The organism is Falsiroseomonas oryzae (assembly GCF_027856955.1).
Classification (GTDB): Bacteria; Pseudomonadota; Alphaproteobacteria; order Acetobacterales; family Acetobacteraceae; genus Falsiroseomonas; species Falsiroseomonas oryzae.
Genome location: NZ_JAPSMD010000058.1, coordinates 1 through 20,461 on the forward strand (window position 1 = coordinate 1; position 20,461 = coordinate 20,461).

Annotated in this window: 18 protein-coding genes; 12 read left to right on the plus strand and 6 right to left on the minus strand. The window is 71.3% G+C overall.

The window, feature by feature from the left end; all coding sequences use genetic code 11:
- The first annotated feature begins 384 nt into the window (after positions 1 to 384).
- The 5 genes from gatC (at position 385) to OZN99_RS08630 (ending at position 5,191) form a co-directional block, all read left to right on the plus strand.
- On the plus strand, positions 385 to 681 hold the full coding sequence (gene gatC, locus OZN99_RS08610; protein WP_270934797.1) for an Asp-tRNA(Asn)/Glu-tRNA(Gln) amidotransferase subunit GatC: 297 nt from the start codon (positions 385 to 387) through the stop codon (positions 679 to 681).
- Complete coding sequence (gene gatA, locus OZN99_RS08615; RefSeq protein WP_270934798.1) at positions 681 to 2,162, plus strand: Asp-tRNA(Asn)/Glu-tRNA(Gln) amidotransferase subunit GatA; 1,482 nt, start codon at positions 681 to 683, stop codon at positions 2,160 to 2,162. The genes gatC and gatA overlap by 1 nt, the downstream gene beginning before the upstream one ends.
- The gene (locus OZN99_RS08620) at positions 2,159 to 2,596 is read left to right on the plus strand and encodes a hypothetical protein (protein WP_270934799.1); all 438 of its coding nucleotides are present in this window, start codon (positions 2,159 to 2,161) and stop codon (positions 2,594 to 2,596) included. The genes gatA and OZN99_RS08620 overlap by 4 nt, the downstream gene beginning before the upstream one ends.
- Positions 2,580 to 4,028, plus strand: a complete 1,449-nt coding sequence (gene gatB, locus OZN99_RS08625) for an Asp-tRNA(Asn)/Glu-tRNA(Gln) amidotransferase subunit GatB (RefSeq protein WP_270934800.1) — start codon at positions 2,580 to 2,582, stop codon at positions 4,026 to 4,028. The genes OZN99_RS08620 and gatB overlap by 17 nt, the downstream gene beginning before the upstream one ends.
- A gap of 83 nt (positions 4,029 to 4,111) precedes the next feature.
- Positions 4,112 to 5,191: an AI-2E family transporter gene (locus OZN99_RS08630; protein ID WP_270934801.1), complete on the plus strand. Its 1,080-nt coding sequence runs from the start codon at positions 4,112 to 4,114 to the stop codon at positions 5,189 to 5,191.
- 159 nt (positions 5,192 to 5,350) lie between these two features.
- On the opposite strand, the gene OZN99_RS08635 is transcribed toward OZN99_RS08630, so the two are convergent.
- Both OZN99_RS08635 and OZN99_RS08640 read right to left on the minus strand, forming a co-directional pair.
- Positions 5,351 to 6,940 carry an ABC transporter substrate-binding protein gene (locus OZN99_RS08635; protein WP_270934802.1) on the minus strand — a complete coding sequence of 530 codons (1,590 nt, stop codon included), beginning with the start codon at positions 6,938 to 6,940 and terminating at the stop codon, positions 5,351 to 5,353.
- Between the two features lie 38 nt (positions 6,941 to 6,978).
- Positions 6,979 to 7,920 carry an NAD(P)H-dependent flavin oxidoreductase gene (locus OZN99_RS08640; protein WP_270934803.1) on the minus strand — a complete coding sequence of 314 codons (942 nt, stop codon included), beginning with the start codon at positions 7,918 to 7,920 and terminating at the stop codon, positions 6,979 to 6,981.
- A gap of 139 nt (positions 7,921 to 8,059) precedes the next feature.
- On the opposite strand from OZN99_RS08640, the gene OZN99_RS08645 reads away from it, so the two are divergent.
- The 6 genes from OZN99_RS08645 (at position 8,060) to OZN99_RS08670 (ending at position 15,811) form a co-directional block, all read left to right on the plus strand.
- The gene (locus OZN99_RS08645) at positions 8,060 to 10,138 is read left to right on the plus strand and encodes a 3-hydroxyacyl-CoA dehydrogenase NAD-binding domain-containing protein (RefSeq protein ID WP_270934804.1); all 2,079 of its coding nucleotides are present in this window, start codon (positions 8,060 to 8,062) and stop codon (positions 10,136 to 10,138) included.
- Positions 10,138 to 11,748, plus strand: a complete 1,611-nt coding sequence (locus tag OZN99_RS08650; protein WP_270934805.1) for an AMP-binding protein — start codon at positions 10,138 to 10,140, stop codon at positions 11,746 to 11,748. Before OZN99_RS08645 ends, OZN99_RS08650 begins: the two co-directional genes overlap by 1 nt.
- Before the next feature lies 1 nt (position 11,749).
- Complete coding sequence (locus OZN99_RS08655; protein WP_270934806.1) at positions 11,750 to 12,952, plus strand: acyl-CoA dehydrogenase family protein; 1,203 nt, start codon at positions 11,750 to 11,752, stop codon at positions 12,950 to 12,952.
- Between the two features lie 97 nt (positions 12,953 to 13,049).
- Positions 13,050 to 14,174 carry an acyl-CoA dehydrogenase family protein gene (locus tag OZN99_RS08660; RefSeq protein WP_270934807.1) on the plus strand — a complete coding sequence of 375 codons (1,125 nt, stop codon included), beginning with the start codon at positions 13,050 to 13,052 and terminating at the stop codon, positions 14,172 to 14,174.
- 32 nt (positions 14,175 to 14,206) lie between these two features.
- The gene (locus OZN99_RS08665; protein WP_270934808.1) at positions 14,207 to 15,178 is read left to right on the plus strand and encodes a tripartite tricarboxylate transporter substrate binding protein; all 972 of its coding nucleotides are present in this window, start codon (positions 14,207 to 14,209) and stop codon (positions 15,176 to 15,178) included.
- A gap of 186 nt (positions 15,179 to 15,364) precedes the next feature.
- Positions 15,365 to 15,811, plus strand: coding sequence for an NUDIX hydrolase (locus OZN99_RS08670; RefSeq protein WP_270934809.1), 447 nt, complete (start codon positions 15,365 to 15,367; stop codon positions 15,809 to 15,811).
- On the opposite strand, the gene hydA is transcribed toward OZN99_RS08670, so the two are convergent.
- The 4 genes from hydA to OZN99_RS08690 form a co-directional block, all read right to left on the minus strand.
- Positions 15,798 to 17,267 carry a dihydropyrimidinase gene (gene hydA / locus OZN99_RS08675; RefSeq protein ID WP_270934810.1) on the minus strand — a complete coding sequence of 490 codons (1,470 nt, stop codon included), beginning with the start codon at positions 17,265 to 17,267 and terminating at the stop codon, positions 15,798 to 15,800. The two genes, OZN99_RS08670 and hydA, sit on opposite strands and share 14 nt — an antisense overlap.
- A gap of 14 nt (positions 17,268 to 17,281) precedes the next feature.
- Positions 17,282 to 17,971, minus strand: coding sequence for an amino acid ABC transporter permease (locus OZN99_RS08680; RefSeq protein ID WP_270934811.1), 690 nt, complete (start codon positions 17,969 to 17,971; stop codon positions 17,282 to 17,284).
- Between the two features lie 143 nt (positions 17,972 to 18,114).
- Complete coding sequence (locus OZN99_RS08685) at positions 18,115 to 18,939, minus strand: ABC transporter substrate-binding protein (RefSeq protein ID WP_270934812.1); 825 nt, start codon at positions 18,937 to 18,939, stop codon at positions 18,115 to 18,117.
- A gap of 27 nt (positions 18,940 to 18,966) precedes the next feature.
- On the minus strand, positions 18,967 to 19,881 hold the full coding sequence (locus OZN99_RS08690) for a dihydrodipicolinate synthase family protein (protein WP_270934813.1): 915 nt from the start codon (positions 19,879 to 19,881) through the stop codon (positions 18,967 to 18,969).
- 80 nt (positions 19,882 to 19,961) lie between these two features.
- On the opposite strand from OZN99_RS08690, the gene OZN99_RS08695 reads away from it, so the two are divergent.
- On the plus strand, positions 19,962 to 20,461 hold a 500-nt coding region (locus tag OZN99_RS08695), incomplete at its 3' end, for a (2Fe-2S)-binding protein (protein ID WP_270934814.1).

Consider the following 20,461-nt stretch of genomic DNA (forward strand, 5'->3'; position numbering starts at 1 on the left):
GCCCCCGCGCTGGCCGCCCCCGGCCCCGGAGGCCGCGGCCCGCCAGGTGGCCCCCACGGCCGCGCCACCCAGCACCGCGCCGGCCAATGCCGCGAGCCCCTGGCGGCGGCGGAAGGACATGTCGGAAGTATCGTGCACTGCAATCTCTCCCTCGAATGGGCCGCCGGATCCGTCCGGTCGGCGCGGGGAGGTTCTGGCCGGGCCCGGTTTCCGGCGGATGTCGGCGCGGCGGGCCGGATTTCGGCGCGGCTTCGGCCGCCATGTCGCCTGCAACGCGCTCCATGCCGCGTGCGTCGCCACGCCGCGGCGGGCCCGCGGCCCTTGACTTCCGCCGGCCCGGGCGCTTCCTGCCCAGGGTCCGCAACGCCTGGAAAACCGCATCGCATGTCGCTCGACACCGCCACGGTGAAGCGTATCGCCTCGCTCGCCCGCATCCGGCTGGAGGAGGAGGAGGTCGGCCGAATGCAGGCCGAGCTCAACGGCATCCTCGGCTGGATCGAGCAGCTGCAGGCAGTGGACACGGACGGCGTGGAGCCGATGGCCGGCGGTGCGCCGGAAGGCCAGCCCGCCATGCGCATGCGGGACGACAAGGTGACGGACGGCGACCTGCACGACGCGGTGCTGGCCAATGCGCCCGACCGCATGGGCGCCTATTTCGGCGTGCCGAAGGTGGTGGAGTGATGCGCCCGACCGACCACACGCTGAAGGGCGCGCTGGACGCGCTGGCCGCCGGCGAGACCACCTCCGTCGCCCTGACCGAGGCCTTCCTGGACGCGATCGGCCGGCTGAACCCGCGCCTCAACGCCTTCATCACGGTGACCGGGGAGAAGGCGCTGGAGGCGGCGAAGGCGTCCGATGCGCGGCGCGCGGCCGGCAAGGCCGGTCTGCTCGAGGGCGCACCGCTCGCGATCAAGGACCTGTTCTGCACGGCGGGCGTGCAGACCACCGCGGGCAGCCGGATCCTCGGCGGCTTCATCCCGCCCTACGAGAGCACCGTCACCGCCAACCTCCTGCGCGACGGCGCGGTGTTCCTGGGCAAGGTGAACCTGGACGAGTTCGCCATGGGCTCCTCCAACACCACCAGCGCGTCGGGCCCGGTCGAGAACCCCTGGAGCCGCGCCAACGACCCGGACACGCGGCTGGTGCCGGGCGGGTCCTCGGGCGGGTCGGCGGCGGCGGTGGCGGCGCGGCTGGCGCTGGGCGCGACAGCGACCGACACCGGCGGCTCCATCCGCCAGCCGGCGGCCTTCTGCGGCATCGCCGGCATCAAGCCGACCTATGGCCGCTGCTCCCGCTTCGGCATCGTCGCCTTCGCGTCCTCGCTGGACCAGGCGGGGCCGGTGGCGCGCACCGTCGAGGATTGCGCGATCCTGCTGAAGTCCATGGCCGGCTTCGACCCGAAGGACGCGACCTCCGCCGACCTGCCGGTGCCGGACTTCGCCGCCGCCTGCGGACGCTCCGTGAAGGGGCTGCGCATCGGCGTGCCGAAGGAATACCGCCTGGACGGGATGGCGCCGGAGATCGAGGCGCTGTGGCAGCAGGGCCTGCAGTGGCTGCGCGACCAGGGCGCCGAGACCGTCGAGATCAGCCTGCCGCACACGAAGTACGCGCTGCCGACCTACTACATCGTGGCGCCCGCCGAGGCGTCCTCCAACCTCGCGCGCTACGACGGCGTGCGCTTCGGCCTGCGCGAGACGGCGCAGGGCAGCGACCTCCGCGACCTCTACGAGCGCACGCGCGCGAAGGGCTTCGGCCAGGAAGTGCGCCGCCGCATCATGATCGGCACCTATGTGCTGAGCGCCGGCTACTACGACGCCTACTACCTCAAGGCGCAGAAGGTGCGCGCGCTGATCCGCCGCGACTTCGAGCAGGCCTGGGGCAAGGTGGACGCCATCGTCACGCCGGCCACGCCCTCCGCCGCCTTCGGCATCGAGGAGCGGCAGGACGACCCGATCACCATGTACCTAAACGATGTCTTCACCGTGACGGCGAACCTGGCCGGGCTGCCGGGGCTGGCGGTGCCGGCGGGGCTGGATCCGCAGGGCCTGCCGCTCGGCCTGCAGGTGATCGGCAAGCCCTTCGACGAGGAGACCTGCTTCGCGGTCGGCGCCGCCATCGAGCGGGCGGCGGGCTTCACGGCGCTGCCGCGGCTGCGCGCATGACGCCGGCGGCGGCCGAGGACAGCCTGCGCGTCGCCATTGAGGCCGGCCGCCTCGACACCGCGCGCAGCCTCGCCGCCATCCGCGCCGCGGCGGAGCAGCGGCGCTGCCTCTCCTACGCCGACGTCGCGGCCGCGAGCTTCCTGCCCTGGAACGCCGCGCGGCGCCGGATGGACCCGCATCTCTACGCGCTCTGCGCCTGGTCGCTGGAGCGCGGCGGGCCGCTGCTGTCCGCCATCGTCGTCAACAAGCACCTAGTCGCCGCGCGGCGCATGGAAGGGCGCACGCTGGCGGGCTTCACCGCCATGGCCGTGCGCCTCGGCGCCCGCATCGGCACCGATCCCGCCGCCTTCCTGCGCGCCGAGCAGGAGAAGGTCTTCGACTGGTTTGCGTCCCTTGGGGCCCACAAGGAAAGAGGCCATGAGCTACACCATTGAAGGCAGCACCGGCCCCTGGGAGCTGGTCATCGGCCTGGAAGTCCACGCCCAGGTCATCAGCCAGTCCAAGCTGTTCTCCGGCGCCGCCACCGCCTTCGGCGCGGAGCCGAACAGCCAGGTGTCGTTCATCGATGCCGGCTTCCCGGGCATGCTGCCCGTCATCAACCGCGAATGCGTGGCGCAGGCCGTCCGCACCGGGCTCGGGCTGAACGCCGACATCAACCTCTGGTCGCGCTTCGACCGGAAGAACTACTTCTACGCCGACCTGCCGCAGGGCTATCAGATCAGCCAGTACGCCCACCCCATCGTCGGCGAGGGCGCGGTCGAGATCGAGCTGACGGACGGCACGAAGAAGACCGTCGGCATCACGCGCCTGCACCTGGAACAGGACGCGGGCAAGTCGCTGCACGACCAGCACCCGACCAAGTCCTTCATCGACCTCAACCGCTCCGGCGTCGCGCTGATGGAGATCGTCTCCGAGCCCGACATGCGCAGTCCGGAGGAAGCCGGCGCCTACCTGACGAAGCTGCGCCAGATCCTGCGCTACCTCGGCACCTGCGACGGCAACATGGACGAAGGCTCCATGCGCGCCGACGTCAACGTCTCCGTCCGCAAGGCGGGCGAGAGCTACCGCACGCGCTGCGAGGTGAAGAACGTCAACAGCGTGAAGTTCGTCATGCAGGCCGTGGAGGCCGAGGCGCGGCGGCAGATCGAGGTCTGGGAATCCGGTGGCACGGTGGAGCAGGAGACGCGGCTGTTCGACACGCAGCGCGGCGTCACGCGCTCCATGCGCTCCAAGGAGGACGCGCATGACTATCGCTACTTCCCGGAGCCCGACCTGCCGCCCCTGGTGCTGGAGAAGTCCTGGGTCGAGCAGCTGAAGGCCTCGCTGCCCGAACTGCCGGATGCCCGCCGCGCCCGCTACGTCGCGATGGGCCTGACCCCCTACGACGCGCATGTCCTGACGCTGGAGAAGGAGACGGCCGCCTTCTTCGAGACGGTGGCCAAGGGCCGCGACGCCAAGCAGGCAGCCAATTGGGTGACCGGCGATTTCTTCGCCGCGCTGAACCGCCTGAAGCGCGACATCACCGACCCGCCCGTCACCGCCGAGAACCTCGGCCGGCTGCTGGACCTGATCGCCGACAACACGATCAGCGGGAAGATCGCCAAGGACGTCTTCGAGATCATGATCGAGACCGGCAAGGCGCCCGGCGAGATCGTGGAGGAGCGCGGCCTGAAGCAGGTGACGGACACCGGCGCGATCGAGGCCGCGGTCGCCGATGTGCTGGCGAAGAACGCCGACAAGGTCGCGGAATACAGGTCCGGCAAGGACAAGCTGTTCGGCTTCTTCGTCGGCCAGACCATGAAGGCCATGCAGGGCAAGGGGAACCCGGCCCTGGTGAACGAGGTCGTGAAGAAGCTGCTGGGCTGACGACCCGACGGGCACGCCGCCGCGGAGCATTGCCGCGGCGCGGCGCTGCGTGCTCTGTTCCCCGCGGGATCGGGAGGTCGGCGATGGACCAGCAGCAACCGGGGCCCGGGCCCGGCGCGATGATCGAGCGCGGCCTGGCCTTCGCGGCGGTGGCCGCCGTGCTGTTCGGCATCCTGGCGGTACTGCGGCCCTTCGCCACCGCCATCATGTTCGGCGCCATCCTGGCCATCGCGCTGTGGCCTCTGCGCGATGCGCTGGTGACGCGACGCGTACGGCCCGGGCTGACCGCCGCGCTGCTGCTGCTGCTGGTGCTGGCGGCGGTCGTGGTGCCCACGCTGCTGATCGCGCCCGGCCTGGTCGCGGCGATCGATGGCGGCATGGAGTGGGCCCGCGTCGCCCTCCTGACCGCCCCCGACGCCCCGCCCGAATGGCTCGCGCGCCTGCCGCTGGTCGGCGAGCAGGTGGTTGCCGGCTGGGCCAAGATCGCGGAGGCGCGCGGCAACCTGGGCGGCGCGCTGGCGCCCTATGCCGCCCGTATCCAGGCGGTGCTGCTCGACATCGCCGGCGGCCTGGCGGACAGCCTGCTGCAGATGCTGCTCTCCCTGGTGGTCGCGACCATGCTGTGGACGAGTGGGCCGGTCATCGCGGAGGCGCTGCACCACGGCGCCGGGCGCCTCGGCGGCGAGACGGGCCAGGAATCGCTGACCACCGCGGGCGCCGCGGTGCGCGCCGTGGCCTATGGCGTGGTCGGCACCTCTGTCGCGCAGGGCATCTTCGCCGGCATCGGCTACGCCATCGCCGGCATCCCCGCCGCCGCGCTGCTCGGCTTCCTGACCTTCGTCTTCTCGATCAGCCAGATCCTCGGCCCTCTGGTGATCCTGATGTGGATCGGCGCGGCGTGGTGGCTGTTCGACCAGGGCCAGACGCTCTGGGCGATCTTCATGGCGGCCTGGGGGCTGGTGGTGATCTCCGGCAGCGACAACGTGCTGCGGCCGCTACTGATCAAGCGCGGCGTGGAGATGCCGCTCTCCATCATCATCATCGGCGTCTTCGGCGGCTTCGTCGCCTTCGGCTTCCTCGGCCTGTTCATCGGGCCGGTTCTGCTGGCCGTCGGGCTGGTGATGCTGCGCGCCTGGCGGGCGGCGTCGCCGGGGGCGGCCTGAGGGGCCGACGTGGTTGCCCGGGAGGGGCGCTGCCCCTCCCGAACCCGCCCTGCCAAGGGGCAGTGCCCCCTTTGCCTTCGGCGTTGAACCGACCGAGGTCCAGGAGGCTAAGCCTCCTGGCGGGTGGGGGCCGGGGAGGGCAGCGCCCTCCCCGCGCCGCTACGCCGGCCGCACGCCCCAGGGATAGGGCATGCTGCCCTTCAGGTGGCCGGTGATGCTGCGGCGCCAGGCGTTGCGGATGGTGAACTGGCCGAGCGGGATGGTGGCCACATCGTCCTGCGCCAGCCGGTTCAGCTCGTTCGCCAGGGTCTGCTGCTGCGCCGGGTCCGTCGCGTCCAGCCAGGCCTGCACCAGTTCCTGCGCGCGCGGGCTGTCGTACCAGCCGAACCAGCCGCTCGCGCCCGGGCCCTTCACCAGCGAGGACACCGCCGGGTTCAGGTAGGCCAGGGACGAGCCGTAGGTGTGGAAGATGCTCCATCCGCCGCGCTCCACCGGCTCGGTGCGGACGCGCCGCTGCACCACCGTGCCCCAGTCGGTCTCCGCCAGTTCCACGTTGAAGCCGATGCGCCGCAGACGGTCCGCGGTGATCTGGCCGTGCGGTCCGATCAGCGGGAAGTCGGTGGGGTTGATGATCACCACCTTCTCGTTGTTGTAGCCGCTGGCGGCCAGTGCGGCGCGCGCGCGGTCCAGGTTGCGCGGCGGTGCGTTCAATGGCGAGAGATCCTCCACGCCCAGCGGCGTGCCGCACGGGAACAGGCTGCGGCATTGCCGCCACACGCCGCGGTCGTCGCCCAGCGTCGCGCGCATGTACTCGTCCTGGTCCACCGCCAGCGCCACCGCCTGCCGCGCGCGGAGGTTGTTGAACGGCGCCTGCAGGTGGTTGAGGCGCATGATGGACATGATGCCCGCCTCGTTCAGCACGCCCACCTCGATGTTGCGGTTTCGCTGCAGGGTGGGGATCAGGTCCGTCAGCGGCTGTTCCAGCCAGTCCACCTCGCCGGCCTGCAAGGCAGCGGCGGCGGTCGCCGGGTCTGGCAGGATGTGCCACTCCACCCGTGCGAAATGCGCCAACTTTCCGCCCGCCGCGCCGCTGGCCGGTTCGGACCGCGGCACATAGGCGTCGTTCTTCGCATAGACCACGCGGCTGCCGGAGACGAACTCGCCGCGCACGAAGCGGAAGGGGCCGCTGCCCACCACCTCTCCGACCTGAGCGTTGGCATCCGTCTGCGCCAGGCGCTCCGGCATGATGAAGGGCACGTTCGCGTCGGGCTTGGCCAGCGCGTCCAGCATCAGCGGGAAGGGGCGCTTCAGGCGGATCTCGATGGTGCGGTCGTCGGCCGCGCGCCATTCGTCCACCACTGCGGCGAGTATCTGTCCGAACGGATCGCGCTTCGACCAGCGCGCCAGGGACGCCGTGCAGTCGCGCGCGCGCACCGGCTCGCCGTCGTGGAAGCGCAGACCCTCGCGCAGCGTGATGCGCCAGCTGCGGCCATCGGCCGAGGTCTCGTGCCCCTGCGCCATCTGTGGCTGCGGCCGCAGCCGCGCGTCCAGCGCGTAGAGCGTGTCATAGACGTGGTAGCCATGCATCTGGGTGACGATGGCCGAGGTCCAGATCGGGTCCAGCGCGGTCAGGTTGGCCTGGGGCACGAAGCGCAGCGTCGCCGCGCGCGCGGGCTGGGCGATGGCGGGCGCGCCGAACGGCGCGAGTGCAAGACCGGCGCTGCCGGCCAGCAATGAACGACGATGCATGGCGCTTCCTCCGGGATCTGCAGTCCCTGGACGAAACGCTAGGCGTGCGTCGCGCCGGCGGTCAACGCTTCCCGGGCGGCAAGGTATTCCCGCCGCAGCCGCGCGATCACCTGGGCGGCGGGTGGGGCATCGGCGATGCTGCCGACGCCCTGGCCGGCGCCCCAGATGTCCTTCCAGGGCCGGACGCGGTTGGTGCCGAAGCTCATCTTCGTCTTGTCGGCCTCCGGCAGGGCATCGGGGTCAAGCCCCTGCGCCGCGATCGAGGGCTTGAGGTAGTTGCCGTGCACGCCGCTGAAATAGGGCGTGTAGACGATGTCCGCCGCGCTGCTCTCGACGATCATCGCCTTGTAGCGTTCCGCGGCATTGGCTTCCGCCGTCGCGATAAAGCGCGTGCCCATGTAGGCCAGGTCCGCGCCCATCGCCTGCGCCGCCAGGATCTGCCGGCCCTGCGTGATGGAACCGGACAGCGCGATCGGCCCGTCCCAGATGCGCCGCACCTCGGCGACCAGCGCGAAGGGACTGAGCGTGCCGGCATGACCACCCGCGCCTGCCGCCACCAGGATGAGCCCGTCCACGCCGGCCTCCAGCGCCTTCTCGGCATGGCGCAGGTTCGTCACGTCGTGGAAGATGACGCCGCCCCAGCCATGCACCGCCTTCACCACCTCGCCCGGCGCGCGCAGCGAGGTGATGATCATCGGCACGCGATGCCGTGCGCAGACCTCCAGGTCGTGCTCCAGCCGATCGTTGGAGGAATGCACGATCTGGTTCACCGCGAAGGGCGCGTCCTCCGGGCCCAGCGCGGCCTGGATGCGCGTGAGCCAGACATCCAGCTCCTCCTTCGGGCGGGCGTTCAGCGCCGGGAAGGCGCCGACGATGCCGCCGCGGCACTGGGCGATCACCAGCTCGGGATTGGAGACGATGAACAGCGGCGCGCCGATGACAGGCAGCGCGAGCTTCTGCAGGATGGGCGGCAGCGCCATGGGAGGTCCGGTCGGTTGCGGGGCCGGAGGATGCCGCCGGCGGCGCCGCGCGTCCACGTCGCCTTGCCTTGACCGCCCTCCGCCCCTGCGCGATGCAGGCGGGCGGCCGCCGGGCGAAGCGGCCGGAGGGAGGCGCGGCATGGCCGGACCGGTGCGGTACGAGGCGAATGAGGGCATCGCGGTGGCGACCATCGCAAGCCCGCCCGTCAACGCGCTGTCGGCCGCGATGCGTGGTGCGTTGGCCGATGCGGTGCGCCGCGCGGCGGGGGATCCGGCGGTTCGCGCGCTCGTGATCGCTGCCGAAGGCCGCACCTGGATCGCCGGGGCCGACATCTCGGAATTCGGCAAGCCGCCCGTCTCGCCCACGCTGGCGGAGCTCATCGCGCTGATCGATGGCTGCCCGAAGCCCGTCGTTGCCGCCATCCACGCCGCGGCTCTCGGCGGCGGGCTGGAAGTGGCGATGGCGTGCAGCGCGCGCGTGCTGGGCCCCGCCGCGAAGCTCGGCCTGCCGGAGGTGAAGCTCGGCCTGCTGCCCGGCAGCGGCGGCACGCAGCGTGCCCCGCGGCTGATGGGCGCGGCCGCCGCGCTGCGCCTGATGGCCTCGGGCGACCCGCTGGATGCCAAGGCCGCGATGGCAGCCGGGCTTGGCGACGTGCTGGCAGAGGACGACTTGCGGATGGTGGCGATGGCGCATGCCGCCGGCCTGACCAATGGCAGCCTGCCCGTGCCGGTCTCCCGGCGCGACGGCGGCCTTGGCCCGCGCGACGCGTTCGAGGCGGAGGCCGCCGCGCTGGCGAAGCGCGCCGCGACGGAGCCGCAGGTCGCCGCCATGATCGCCTGCGTCCGCGACGCCTTCGACCTGCCCTTCGATCAGGCGGTGGCGCGCGAGCGCCAGGCCTTCCTGGACCTGCTGCAGGACCCGCGCAGCAAGGCGCTGCGCCACGTCTTCTTCGCCGAGCGTGAGGCGGCGAAGATCGCCAACCTGCCGGCCGGCACGAAGCCGCGAAAGGTGGAGCGCGCGGCCGTGCTCGGCGCGGGCACCATGGGTGCCGGCATCGCCATGTGCTTCGCCAATGCCGGGATTCCCGTGCGCGTCATCGAGACCGACGAGGCGGCGATGCAGCGCGGCATCGCGCGCATCCGCTCCACCTACGACGCCAGCGTGAAGCGCGGCAGCCTGGCGTCCGATGCACGCGACGCCCGCATGGCGTTGATCGAGGGCGCGGTCGGCCTGGATGCCGCGAACGAGGCCGACATGATCGTCGAGGCCGTGTTCGAGGAGATGGGCCTCAAGAAGGAGGTCTTCGCGAAGCTCGACAGGGTCGCGAAGCCCGGCGCGGTGCTGGCCTCCAACACCTCCTACCTCGACATCGACGAGATGGCGGCGGCCACGTCGCGCCCCGGCGACGTGCTCGGCATGCACTTCTTCTCGCCGGCCAATGTGATGAAGCTGCTGGAGGTGGTGCGCGCGAAGGCGACCGCGCCGGACGCGCTGGCGACTGCGGCGGAGGTCGGGCGCAGGCTCGGCAAGGTGCCGGTCGTGGTCGGTGTCTGCTTCGGCTTCGTCGGCAACCGCATGCTGGCGCGCCGCACCGCGCAGGTCGAACGCCTGCTGCTGGAGGGCGCGCTGCCCGAGAGCATCGACAGGGCGCTGACCGATTTCGGCTTCCGCATGGGGCCCTGCGCCATGTCCGACCTCGCCGGCCTCGATATCGGCTGGCGCATCCGCCGCGCCACCGGCAAGCGCGCCCCGGTGGCCGATGCGCTGGTGGAGGCCGGGCGCCTCGGCCAGAAGACCGGCAAGGGCTTCTTCCTCTACCCCGACGGCGCGCGGGCCGGCGTGCCGGATCCCGAAGTGGCCGCGCTGATCGAGAGGATCAGCGCGCAGGAAGGCGTGACGCGGCGCGCCATCGCGCAGGACGAGATCCTCGACCGGCTGCTGCTGCCTATGGTGAACGAGGGCGCGCGCATCCTGGAGGAAGGCATCGCGGCGCGCCCCGGCGACATCGATGTCGTCTGGCTGCACGGCTACAACTGGCCGGCCTGGCGCGGCGGCCCGATGCACTGGGCCGATGCGCGCGGCCTGAAGGAGGTGGCCGCGCGGCTTGCGGCCTTCGCGCAGGCCACCGGCGACGAGAGCCTGGCCCCGGCGCCGCTGCTCGCGCGGCTGGCGGGGGCCGGGGATGGCGCCAGCTTTTCCGGCCTGAAGCCCGGCTGATGCATCCCTGGGAAGCCAGCTATCCGCCCGAATGCCGGTGGGACGTCCCCATCGCGCAGGGCACGCTGCCCGGCTTCCTGGACCATGTCGCGGCGCGATTCGGCGACCGCCCGGCCATCGAGTATCGCGGCCATGTCCTGGCCTATGCGCAGCTGAAGGCCCTGGCGGACCGGGTCGCGGCGGGGCTGATGGCGCAGGGCGTCGGCCGCGGCGATTGTGTGGCGCTCTACCTGCCCAACACGCCCTGGCATCCCGTCTGCTTCTTCGCCGCGCTGCGCACCGGTGCGCGCGTGGTGCATCTCTCCGCCCTCGATGCGAAGCGGGAGATCGCGCACAAGGCGCGCGATGCCGGAGCGACGCTGCTGGTCACCACCGGCTTCGCACCGCTGGTCGCCAATGCCGAATGGCTGGTGGAGGAGGGGGCCGTGCCGCGCGCGCTGCTGGCGCCGGAGGCGCGCTGGGGCGGCGAGGACGCCGCCACCGGCTTCGCCGCGCTGCCGGAAGCCGATCCGCCGCGGGAATGGCCGTCGCTCGCGCCCGCCGATCTCGCGCTGCTGCAATACACCGGCGGCACCACCGGCACGCCGAAGGGCGCCATGCTCACCCACGGCAACCTCACCGCCGCGGTCTCCATCTACAAGGCCTGGCGCGACAGCACCTCGCTGCCGGAAGGTGAGGGGCGCGTCCTCGTGCTGCTGCCGCTGTTCCACATCTTCGCGCTGACCGCGGTGCTGCTGCGCCAGATGGCGGAAGGCAGCCTGTGCCACCTGCGCGTGCGCTTCGACGCGGCGCAGGCGGTGGCCGACATGGAGCGGCTGCGCATCAACACCTTCTCCGGCGTGCCGACCATGTGGATCGGCATCCTCAACCTGCCGGGCGTGCGGCCGGAGTCCTTCGCCACGCTGCGCCAGGTCAGTTCCGGCGGCGCGCCCATGCCCTTCGAGGTGCAGCAGAAGCTGGAAGCCCTCGTCGGCCGACGCATCGGCGGCGGCTGGGGCATGACGGAGACCTGCCCCGCCGGCACGCGCCTGCCGCCGGATGCGCCGCGCCGTGCCGGCCTGATCGGCCTCCCGTTGCCGGCGATCGAGCTGCGCATCGTCGATCCCGACGCGCCGACGCAGCCGCGCGCGGTGGGCGAGGTCGGCGAGATCGCGATCCGCGGCCCCAACGTCTTCGGCGGCTACTGGAACCGCCCGGAGGAGAATGCGCGCGCCTTCGCCGATGGCTGGTTCCTGACCGGCGACATGGGCTGGATGGACGAGCGCGGCTTCTTCACGTTGGTGGACCGCCGCAAGAACATGATCCTGTCCGGCGGCTTCAACGTCTATCCCGCGCAGATCGAGCAGGCGATCTACGAACACCCCGATGTCGCCGAATGCATCGTCATCGGCGTGCCCGACGACTATCGCGGCCAGGCGGCCAAGGCCTTCGTCGCGTTGAAGCCGGGCGCGCGCCCCTTCACGCTGGAGGCGCTGCGCGCCTTCCTCGCCGACCGCCTTGGCAGGCACGAGCTGCCGGCCGCGCTCGAAATCCGCGACGAATTGCCGAAGAGCCCGGCCGGCAAGCTGCTGGCGAGCGCGCTGAAGGCCGAATTCCAGGGAGCAGGCTGAGATGGACCTCCGCTACACCGCGGACGAGATCGCCTTCCGCGACGAGCTGCGCGCCTTCTTCCGCCGCGAGATCCCGGCTGAGATCCGCCGCAAGGTCAGCGAGGGCCGCAAGCTCTCGCGCGAGGACATCGTGACGACGCAGCGCGTGCTGCACGCGCATGGCCTGTCCGTGCCGAACTGGCCGGTGGAATGGGGCGGCAAGGACTGGACGCCGGTGCAGCGCTACATCTTCTCCGAGGAGATCCAGGCCGCCGCCGTGCCGCAGCCGCTCTCCTTCAACGTGAACATGGTCGGCCCGGTCATCGCCACCTTCGGCAACGCGGCGCAGAAGCAGCGCTTCCTGCCGCCCACCGCGAATCTCGACATCTGGTGGGCGCAGGGCTTCAGCGAGCCCGGCGCTGGCTCCGACCTCGCCAGCCTCAAGACCACCGCGCGGCGCGAAGGGGACGAGTTCGTCGTCAACGGCCAGAAGACCTGGACCACGCTGGGGCAGTATGCCGACTGGATCTTCTGCCTGGTCCGCACCGACCCGAACGCGCGCAAGAAGCAGGAGGGCATCTCCTTCCTGCTGATCGACATGAAGACGCCCGGTATCACCGTGCGCCCGATCATCACCATCGATGGCGGGCACGAGGTGAACGAGGTGTTCTTCGACGAGGTGAAGGTCCCGGCGGAGAACCTGGTCGGTGAGCTCAACAAGGGATGGGACTACGCCAAGTTCCTGCTCTCCAACGAACGCATCGGCATCGCCCGCATCGGCCTGACGAAGGAACGCCTGGCCCGCGTGAAGCGCCTGGCACAGGAGACGCCGGCCGGCGAGGGCACGGTGTGGGACGATCCCGATTTCCGGCGCCGCCTCGCCTGGTCCGAGATCGAGCTGAAGGCGCTGGAGATCACGCAGATGCGCGTCGTCGCCGCGCAGCGCACGCGCGCGGCCGACAAGCCCGACCCCTCCTCCTCCATCCTCAAGATCAAGGGCAGCGAGATCCAGCAGCAGGCGACGCAGCTGCTGATGGAGGTCGCCGGCCCCTACGCGATGCCGCGGCCGGACCGCGACGAGGACGGGGCGAACCTGCCCTCGGTCGGCCCCGAATGGGCGGATGCCGCGGCGCCGCTGTTCTTCAACTACCGCAAGGTCTCGATCTACGGCGGCAGCAACGAGATCCAGCGGAACATCATCGCGAAAGCCTTCCTGGGGCTGTGATCTGCAAGTGCGCGGCACGAGCCGCGGGCCGCGTTCGCGGCCTCGCCGCGCAACCGCGCGGCGTCTGGTGCCAATTCCTGCGCGGGTGTGATTGACGATGGATTTCGACCTCACCGACGAACAGCGCCTGCTGGCCGACAGCGTCAACCGCTTCGTCTCCGACCGCTACGGCGACTTCGAGAAGCGCAAGGCCTATCGCGCGGAAGCCAAGGGCTACGCCGCGGCCAACTGGTCCGCCATGGCGGAGATGGGCCTGCTCGGCCTGCCGCTGAGCGAGGAGCAGGGCGGCTTCGGCGGAGGCCCCGTAGAGGCGCTGCTGGTCATGGAAGCCATCGGCCGCGGCCTGGTGGTGGAACCCTACCTCGCCACGGTCGTGCTCGGCCTCGGCCTGCTGCGCCGCGCAGGCGGGCAGGAGGACCTGCTGGCGGAGGTCGCTGCCGGCGGGACGACGCTGGCCTTCGCCCACCAGGAACGCCAGGCGCGGCACGACCTGCACGACATCGCCACCACCGCCCGGCAGGACGGCGATGCGTGGGTCCTGGACGGCGCCAAGGGCGTGGCGCTGCATGGCGACAGCGCGGATCGCCTCCTCGTCTCGGCCCGCACCGCCGGCGGCCGCCGCGACCGCGCGGGCATCGGGCTGTTCCTGCTGGATCCCGCGACGCCCGGCGTGACGCGCCGCGGCTATGCCACGCAGGACGGTCTGCGCGCGGCGGAGGTGGTGCTGGAAGGCGCGCGCGCCACGCTGCTCGCCGCCGATGCGCTGCCGCTGATCGAGCTGGTCGCCGACGAGGCGATCGCCGCTCTCTGCGCGGAGGCGGTGGGCGCGATGGAGACGCTGCGCGACCTGACGGTGGACTACCTCAAGACCCGCCAGCAATTCGGCCGCCCGATCGGCGAATTCCAGGCCCTGCAGCACCGCGCGGCCGACATGCTGGTCGCCACCGAGCAGGCCCGCAGCATGGCGATGTATGCCGCCATGATGGTGCAGGGCTCCGACCCCGCAGCGCGCGCCACCGCGCTGTCCGCGGCCAAGGCGCTGGTCGGGCGGCTGGCGGATCAGCTGGGCAAGGACGCCATCCAGCTGCATGGCGGCATCGCCATGACCGAGGAATACAAGGCGGGCCACTACTTCAAGCGGCTGACCATGCTCGGCGTGCTGTTCGGCGACGTGGACCACCACATCCGCCGGGTGGTGGCGGCCGGCGGCCTGCCCGACTAGTCTGTTCCGCAACGATCCCGGGGGAGGGGACCATGACGGGGCAGGGTATCCGCCGCCGCGCGGCGCTGGGCGTGGGGCTGGCGGCACTGACGCGGCCGGCGCTGGGCCAGGGGCGCTTCCCCGACCGGGCGATCCGCATCTACGTGCCCTTCCCGCCGGGCGGCACCACCGACATCCAGATGCGCGCGCTCAGCGAGGGCGCCGCGCGCCGCCTCGGCCAGCCGGTGGTGATCGAGAACAAGCCAGGCGCCGGCGGCACGCTGGGCGCCACCACCCTCGCCCAGGGCACGCGGCCGGACGGGTACACCCTCTCCGTCATGCCGAACTCGGTCTTCCGCGTCCCGGTCATGATGGCGCGCCCGCCCTACGACCCGCTGACCGACTTCACCTGGGTGATCCGCCTGGTCGGCTACACCTTCGGCATCGTGGTGCGCGCCGACGCGCCCTGGCAGACCCTGCTGGAGCTGCTGGCCGACGCCCGCGCCAATCCCGGGAAGATCACCTACGGCACGCCGGGGGTCGCCACGCTCGACGTGACGATGGAGCGCATCGCGCAGCTGTCCGGCGGCATCCAGTGGGTGCACGTGCCCTTCCGCGGGGGCGCCGACAACATCCAGGCCCTGCTGGCCGGCCAGATCAACGTGTCGGCCGAGAGCAGCGTCTGGGCCGAGCTGGTGCGGGACGGAAGGCTGCGCCTGCTGGCGACCTGGGGCGAGCAGCGCCCCGCCCGCTTCCAGATGGCGCCGACCCTGCGCGAGGCCGGGGTGCCCATCGTGAATTCCTCGCCCTATGGCGTGGCCGGCCCGCGGGGGATGGACCCCGAGGTCGTCCGCATCCTCCACGACGCCTTCCGGGATTCGCTGCAGGATCCGGCGCACCTGGCCATCCTGGAGCGCTTCGACATGCCGCTGATGTATGCCGATGGCGAGGGCTATGCCCGCTATGCGCGGGAGTTCTATGCCGAGGACAGCGCCATGGTCCGCAGCATGGGACTTCGTTTCTGACTCGCATGCCAGCACGACAATACCGTGCGAGCCTGCAGCGGGCGCGACTATTGAAAGGATTTGTTCCCGACCTGCATGGTGGGTCTTTACTTCATCTCGCCTTGACCGTTTAGTAACCCGATGCGCGGTTCATTGCATGCCGGCTTCTGGGTCCGGCGTCTCGCGCGGTTGGGGAAGCAAGGCGGAATGCCCGACGGGCTGCTGGGAACATCGCGGTCGAGCGGCCAGGCGCGGCGCCAGAGCGCGGCGCTGCCTATGCTGGGCAGCGGCGCGGCGCTGCGCATCGTGCTCGTCACCAGCCGGGAGACACGACGCTGGGTGCTGCCGAAGGGCTGGGTCGAGCCGCACGAGGCGCCGCACCGCAGCGCCGCCCGCGAAGCCTTCGAGGAAGCCGGGCTGTCGGGCGAGGCGGAGATCCTGCCGCTCGGCACCTACGCCTATGGCAAGCGGACGAGTCGTGGCGAGGTGCTGCCGCTCGAGGTCCTGGTCTTCCGCTTCCGGGTCGCGCGCCTGCTGCACGACTGGCCGGAGCGGCGCGAGCGGGAGCGGCGGCTGTTCACGCCGGCCGCCGCCGCTGCGCTCGTCCAGGAGCCCGGCCTGGCCGCGCTGCTGCGCCGCCTCAGCCCGGCATGAACCCGTCCGGCGCCACGCCCCGCGGCTTCACGAGGTCGTAGGGGCCCCGAGGCAGGAAGCGGCCGGTCCCGGGCTCGGCCTGCACCTTGCCGTCGCGCATCACCACCTCGCCCCGGCGGATCGTGCTGACAGGCCAGCCGGTGACCTCCAGCCCCTCATAGGGCGTGTAGTCGATGGCGTGCTGCATCAGCGCGTTGGTCAGCGTCACCTTCTTCGCGGGATCCCACAGCACGATGTCGGCGTCGCTGCCCGGCTGGATCACCCCCTTCTTCGGATAGAGACCCATGATCCGCGCCGGGTTGGTCGCGGTCAGCTTCACGAATTCCTCCAACCCGATCCGCCCCTTGGAGACGCCCTCGCTGAACACGATGGGCAGCCGCGCCGCCAGGCCCGGGATGCCGTTCGGGATCTTCTCGAAGCTGGCGTCGCGCCCGCTGGAGCCCTTGCCGCGCGTGCCCTCGTAGCTGAAGCCGCAATGGTCGGAGGAGACGACGTCGAGCGTGCCGCGGCGGATCATCTCCCAGATGCGGGCATGCTCCGCGGTGTCGCGCGGGGCGGGGCTGCACATGAACTTCGCGCCCTCGAAGCCGGGGCGGTCCATGTCGGCCGCCGTCAGTGTCACGTATTGCGGGCAGGTCTCGCCCCACACCTTCACGCCGCGCGCCTGGGCGCGGGCGATCTCCTCGGCGGCATCCTCGCAGGAGACGTGGAAGACCTGGATCGGCTGGTCCACCAGCTCCGCCAGCGCGATGGCGCGGTGCGTCGCCTCCCGCTCCACCACGCGCGGGCGCGACCAGGCGTGGTATTTCGGGCCGGTCATGCCGGCCGCCAGCAGTGCCTGGGTGCGCCAGCCTATCGCGTCGTAGTTCTCGCAATGCACCGTCACCAGGCAGCCATGCTTCCGCGCGGCGATCAGCACCTTGATGTATTCGGCGTCGGAAAGGTGCAGCGGCTCGTAGGTGAGGAACACCTTCAGGCTGCGCACGCCCTCCGCCACCACCTTCGGCACCTCGTCATGGATCACCGCGTCGGTCGGATCGCTGATGATCTGGTGGAAGGCGAAGTCCAGCATGCCGGTCTCGCCGCGCGTCCGGGCGTCCTGGTAGCGTTCCCAGATGCCGAAGCCCTTCCACTGCGGGATGAAGCACACCACGCTGGTGGTGCCGCCGGCGAAGGCGCTGGTGGAGGCGGTGACGAAGCTCTCCTCGTTCACCGTCACCTGCGGCTCGCCGTCGGACATGGTGTAGCCGCCGCGCGAGGTCTCCTCGATGTGGCAATGGCTGTCCACGCCGCCCGGGAGCACGTATAGCCCGGCGGCGTCGATCGTCCGCGCGGCGCCTTCGACCTTCTCGGCGATGGCGGCGATGCGGCCGTCCTTCACGCCGACGTCGCAGCGCACCGCGCCGAAGCCGGTGGCGACCAGGCCGCCGCGGATCGCGAGATCATACTCTGCCATCGGGTTCTCCCTTCCTATCGACGGTCCGCCGCGTCGAGCGCGTAGGCGCGACCGTAGCGCGCCTCGAGCCGGCGCTGCACGAATTCCCAGGCGGTGGTCATCACCAGGTACCAGATCGCCGCGGCGATGAAGAGCTCCAGCACCATGAAGCGCTCCTGGATCAGGATCTGCGTCCGTCGCAGCAGCTCCTCCATGGAGATCACGGAGGCGACCGAGGTCGTCTTGAGCAGCCCGTTCACGCTGTTGCCGAGCGGCGGGATGATGATGCGCAGCGCCTGCGGCCAGGTGATGGTGCGGAACACCTGCACCTTCGAGAGGCCGAGCGCGATGCCTGCTTCCTTCTGCCCCTTGCCCACGGCCAGGATGCCCGCGCGCACGATCTCGCTGAGATAGGCCGCCTCGTTCAGCGAAAGGCCGAGCAGCGCCGCCTGGGTCACGCTGAAGCGGATGCCGAACAGCGGCAGGCCGGTGTAGATGATGAGCAGCTGCACCAGCAGCGGCGTGCCGCGGAACAGCCAGCAATAGGTCGCGGCCAGGGTGGACAGACCGCGGTTCGGCGACAGCCGCATCAGCGCGAGCAGGATGCCGAGCACCAGACCGCAGGCGAGCGACGCCACCGTCAGCCACAGCGTGACGACCGCACCTTCCAGCAGGAAGGGATTGAAGAGGTAGTCGAGGAATCCCGACCAGGACCAGATATGCATGTGCCCTCAGACGCCGGGCGGCGGCTCCGCCGCCTCGGCTTCGAGCCGGCCACTCGTCTGCCGGCCGGGGCGATCGGTCCGGGCGCGGGCCGCGTCTGCGGCCTCGGCCTGCGCGACGTGCGCAGGCCGCCGTTTGTCACCTGTCACTGGGGCCCGAAGATCGCGAAGGCGCGGTCGGCGATCTGCACGCCATACTGGTTGAACAGCCGCTCCAGGCTGCCATCGGCCAGCATCTGCTGCAGCGCCCAGGAGACCTGCTCGGCCAGCGGGCGGGAACGGAAGGCCAGCGCCGCGGGCGTCGCGTTGATCCCATGCAGCACGCGAGGGAACTCGCCGCGCTGGTCATATTCCGCGGCGACGGCGTCGATGCTCGTCACTGCTTCCACCTGGCCTGCACGCAGTGCCTGGAAGGCGACGGCGAAGTTGTCGAAGGTGCGGATGTTGATCGCCGGCCGGCCGGCGGAGACGAGCTGCTGGCTGATGCCGCGCAGCGTGCGCTCCTCGAAGCCGCCGATCTCCACCCCCACCGTCCGGCCGGCCAGGTCCTCCTGCGTGCGGATGTTGCGCGGGTTGCCGCGCGCCGCGCTGATCGCCACCGCGTTGTTCTCGTAGCGGATCATCTGCATCATCCGCGCGCGCTCTTCGGTGAAGAAGATGCCGGTGTTGATCATGTCCCAGCGGCGCGCCGCCAGGCCCGGGATCATCGCGCTGAACTCGATGCGAACGTATTCCGGCGTCAGGCACAGGCGACGCGCGATCTCGTTGCCCAGCTCGATGCGCATGCCCTGCAGCTGGCCCTGCGCGTTGACGAACTGCAGCGGCGGCAGGGTGGGGTTGGTGGACATCACCAGCGTGCGCGGCTTCACCAGCTCGCTGTCGGCGACGCGCGGCGTGCAGGCCGGCGCCTGCGCGAAGGCGGGTCCGGCGAAGGCGGCCGCGATCGCGGCCAGCAGAAGACGACGCATCATGTCCACTCCTCTCCCTGGTAGTCCGTCTCAGTCGGCCGCGAGCTTCGCGCCCTGCGCCAGCAGCCCCATGCCCTGCAGCACGGCGGCCAGGCGCGGCACGTCCGCCGCCGGCAGCGGCAGTCTTGGCGGGCGGGGATCGCCCATGCCCATGCCCATCAGCCGGAAGCCCGCCTTGGTGCCGGCGACGTAGCGCGGCCCGCCCACCCAGGGCAGCAGTGGCGCCAGCCGCCGGTACAGCGCCAGCGCGCGGTCCATGTCCTTGTCGAAGGCGGCGGCGTGGAACATCTCGGTGGACAGGCGCGGGGCCAGGTTGCTGCACACCGCCACCCAGCCGATCGCGCCGAGCCAGGCGCTCTCGTAGCCCAGCACGCCCGCGAAGACCTCCATGCGGTCGCCGCACAGCGCGACGATGTCGCGCACGCGCGTCACCTCCAGCGTGCTCTCCTTCACGTAGCGGCAGTTCGGGATGCGGCTGATCTCGGCCAGCATCTCCGGCGTCATGTCCACATTCGCCGTCGCCGGGTTGTTGTAGACCATGATCGGGATGCCGATGGCCTTCGCCACCGTGTCGTAGTGGTGCACCATCTCCGCCAGCGTCGGCACGGAATAGAAGGGCGGGATGATCATGACGCCGTCGGCGCCCAGCGCCTCGGCTTCCTTCGAGGTCCGCACCACCTCGCGTGTGTCCTCCGCGCCGGTGCCGATGATCACGGGCACGCGGCCAGCGGCGGTCTTCACGACCGTCTCCACGATGGCCGTGCGCTCCTCCGGCGAGACCGAGAGGAACTCGCCGGTCGAGCCGAGCGGGATCAGGCCGCGGATGCCCTCGCGGATCTGGAATTCCACCAGGCGCTCCAGCGCCTTGATGTCCACGGCCTCGCCCCCCTCGGTGAAGGGGGTGACGAGAACCGTGTAGCAGCCGCGGAAGGGCTCGCCTGCCATGGTCGGGGGCTCCCTGTCGTGCCAGGTCGTGTCGTGCGAACATCCGACCGCCAATCGAACAGGACGACAACCCCCCTTCGATGCGATTGACCCATCCGCACATCACGCCGACTGCCGATGCGGTGGGCATCACCTTCGACGGCCGCCCGATTTCCGCGCTGCCCGGGGAGACGGTGGCCGCCGCGCTCTCCGCCGCCGGCATCCTGGCGTATCGGCGCACCGGCTCCGGCGCGCCGCGGGGCCTCTGGTGCGGCATGGGCGCGTGCTTCGACTGCCTGGTGACGATCGACGGCCGCGCCAACCAGCGCGCCTGCCTGGCCAAGGTCGCGCCGGGGATGGTGGTGGAAAGCGCCGCCGGCGCCGCCCCACTCGCCCCGGAACCCGCGCCGCAGGCCGAGGAACTTGCGCCGGAGATCCTGGTGGTCGGCGCCGGCCCGGCCGGCCTCTCCGCCGCCATCGCCGCGGCCGAGGCCGGCTGCGCCGTGCTGGTGCTGGACGAGCGCGACGCGCCGGGCGGGCAGTACCTGAAGCCGCTCGCCGCCAGCCACGTCCATGCCGCGCCGGACGCGCAGTTCCGCCG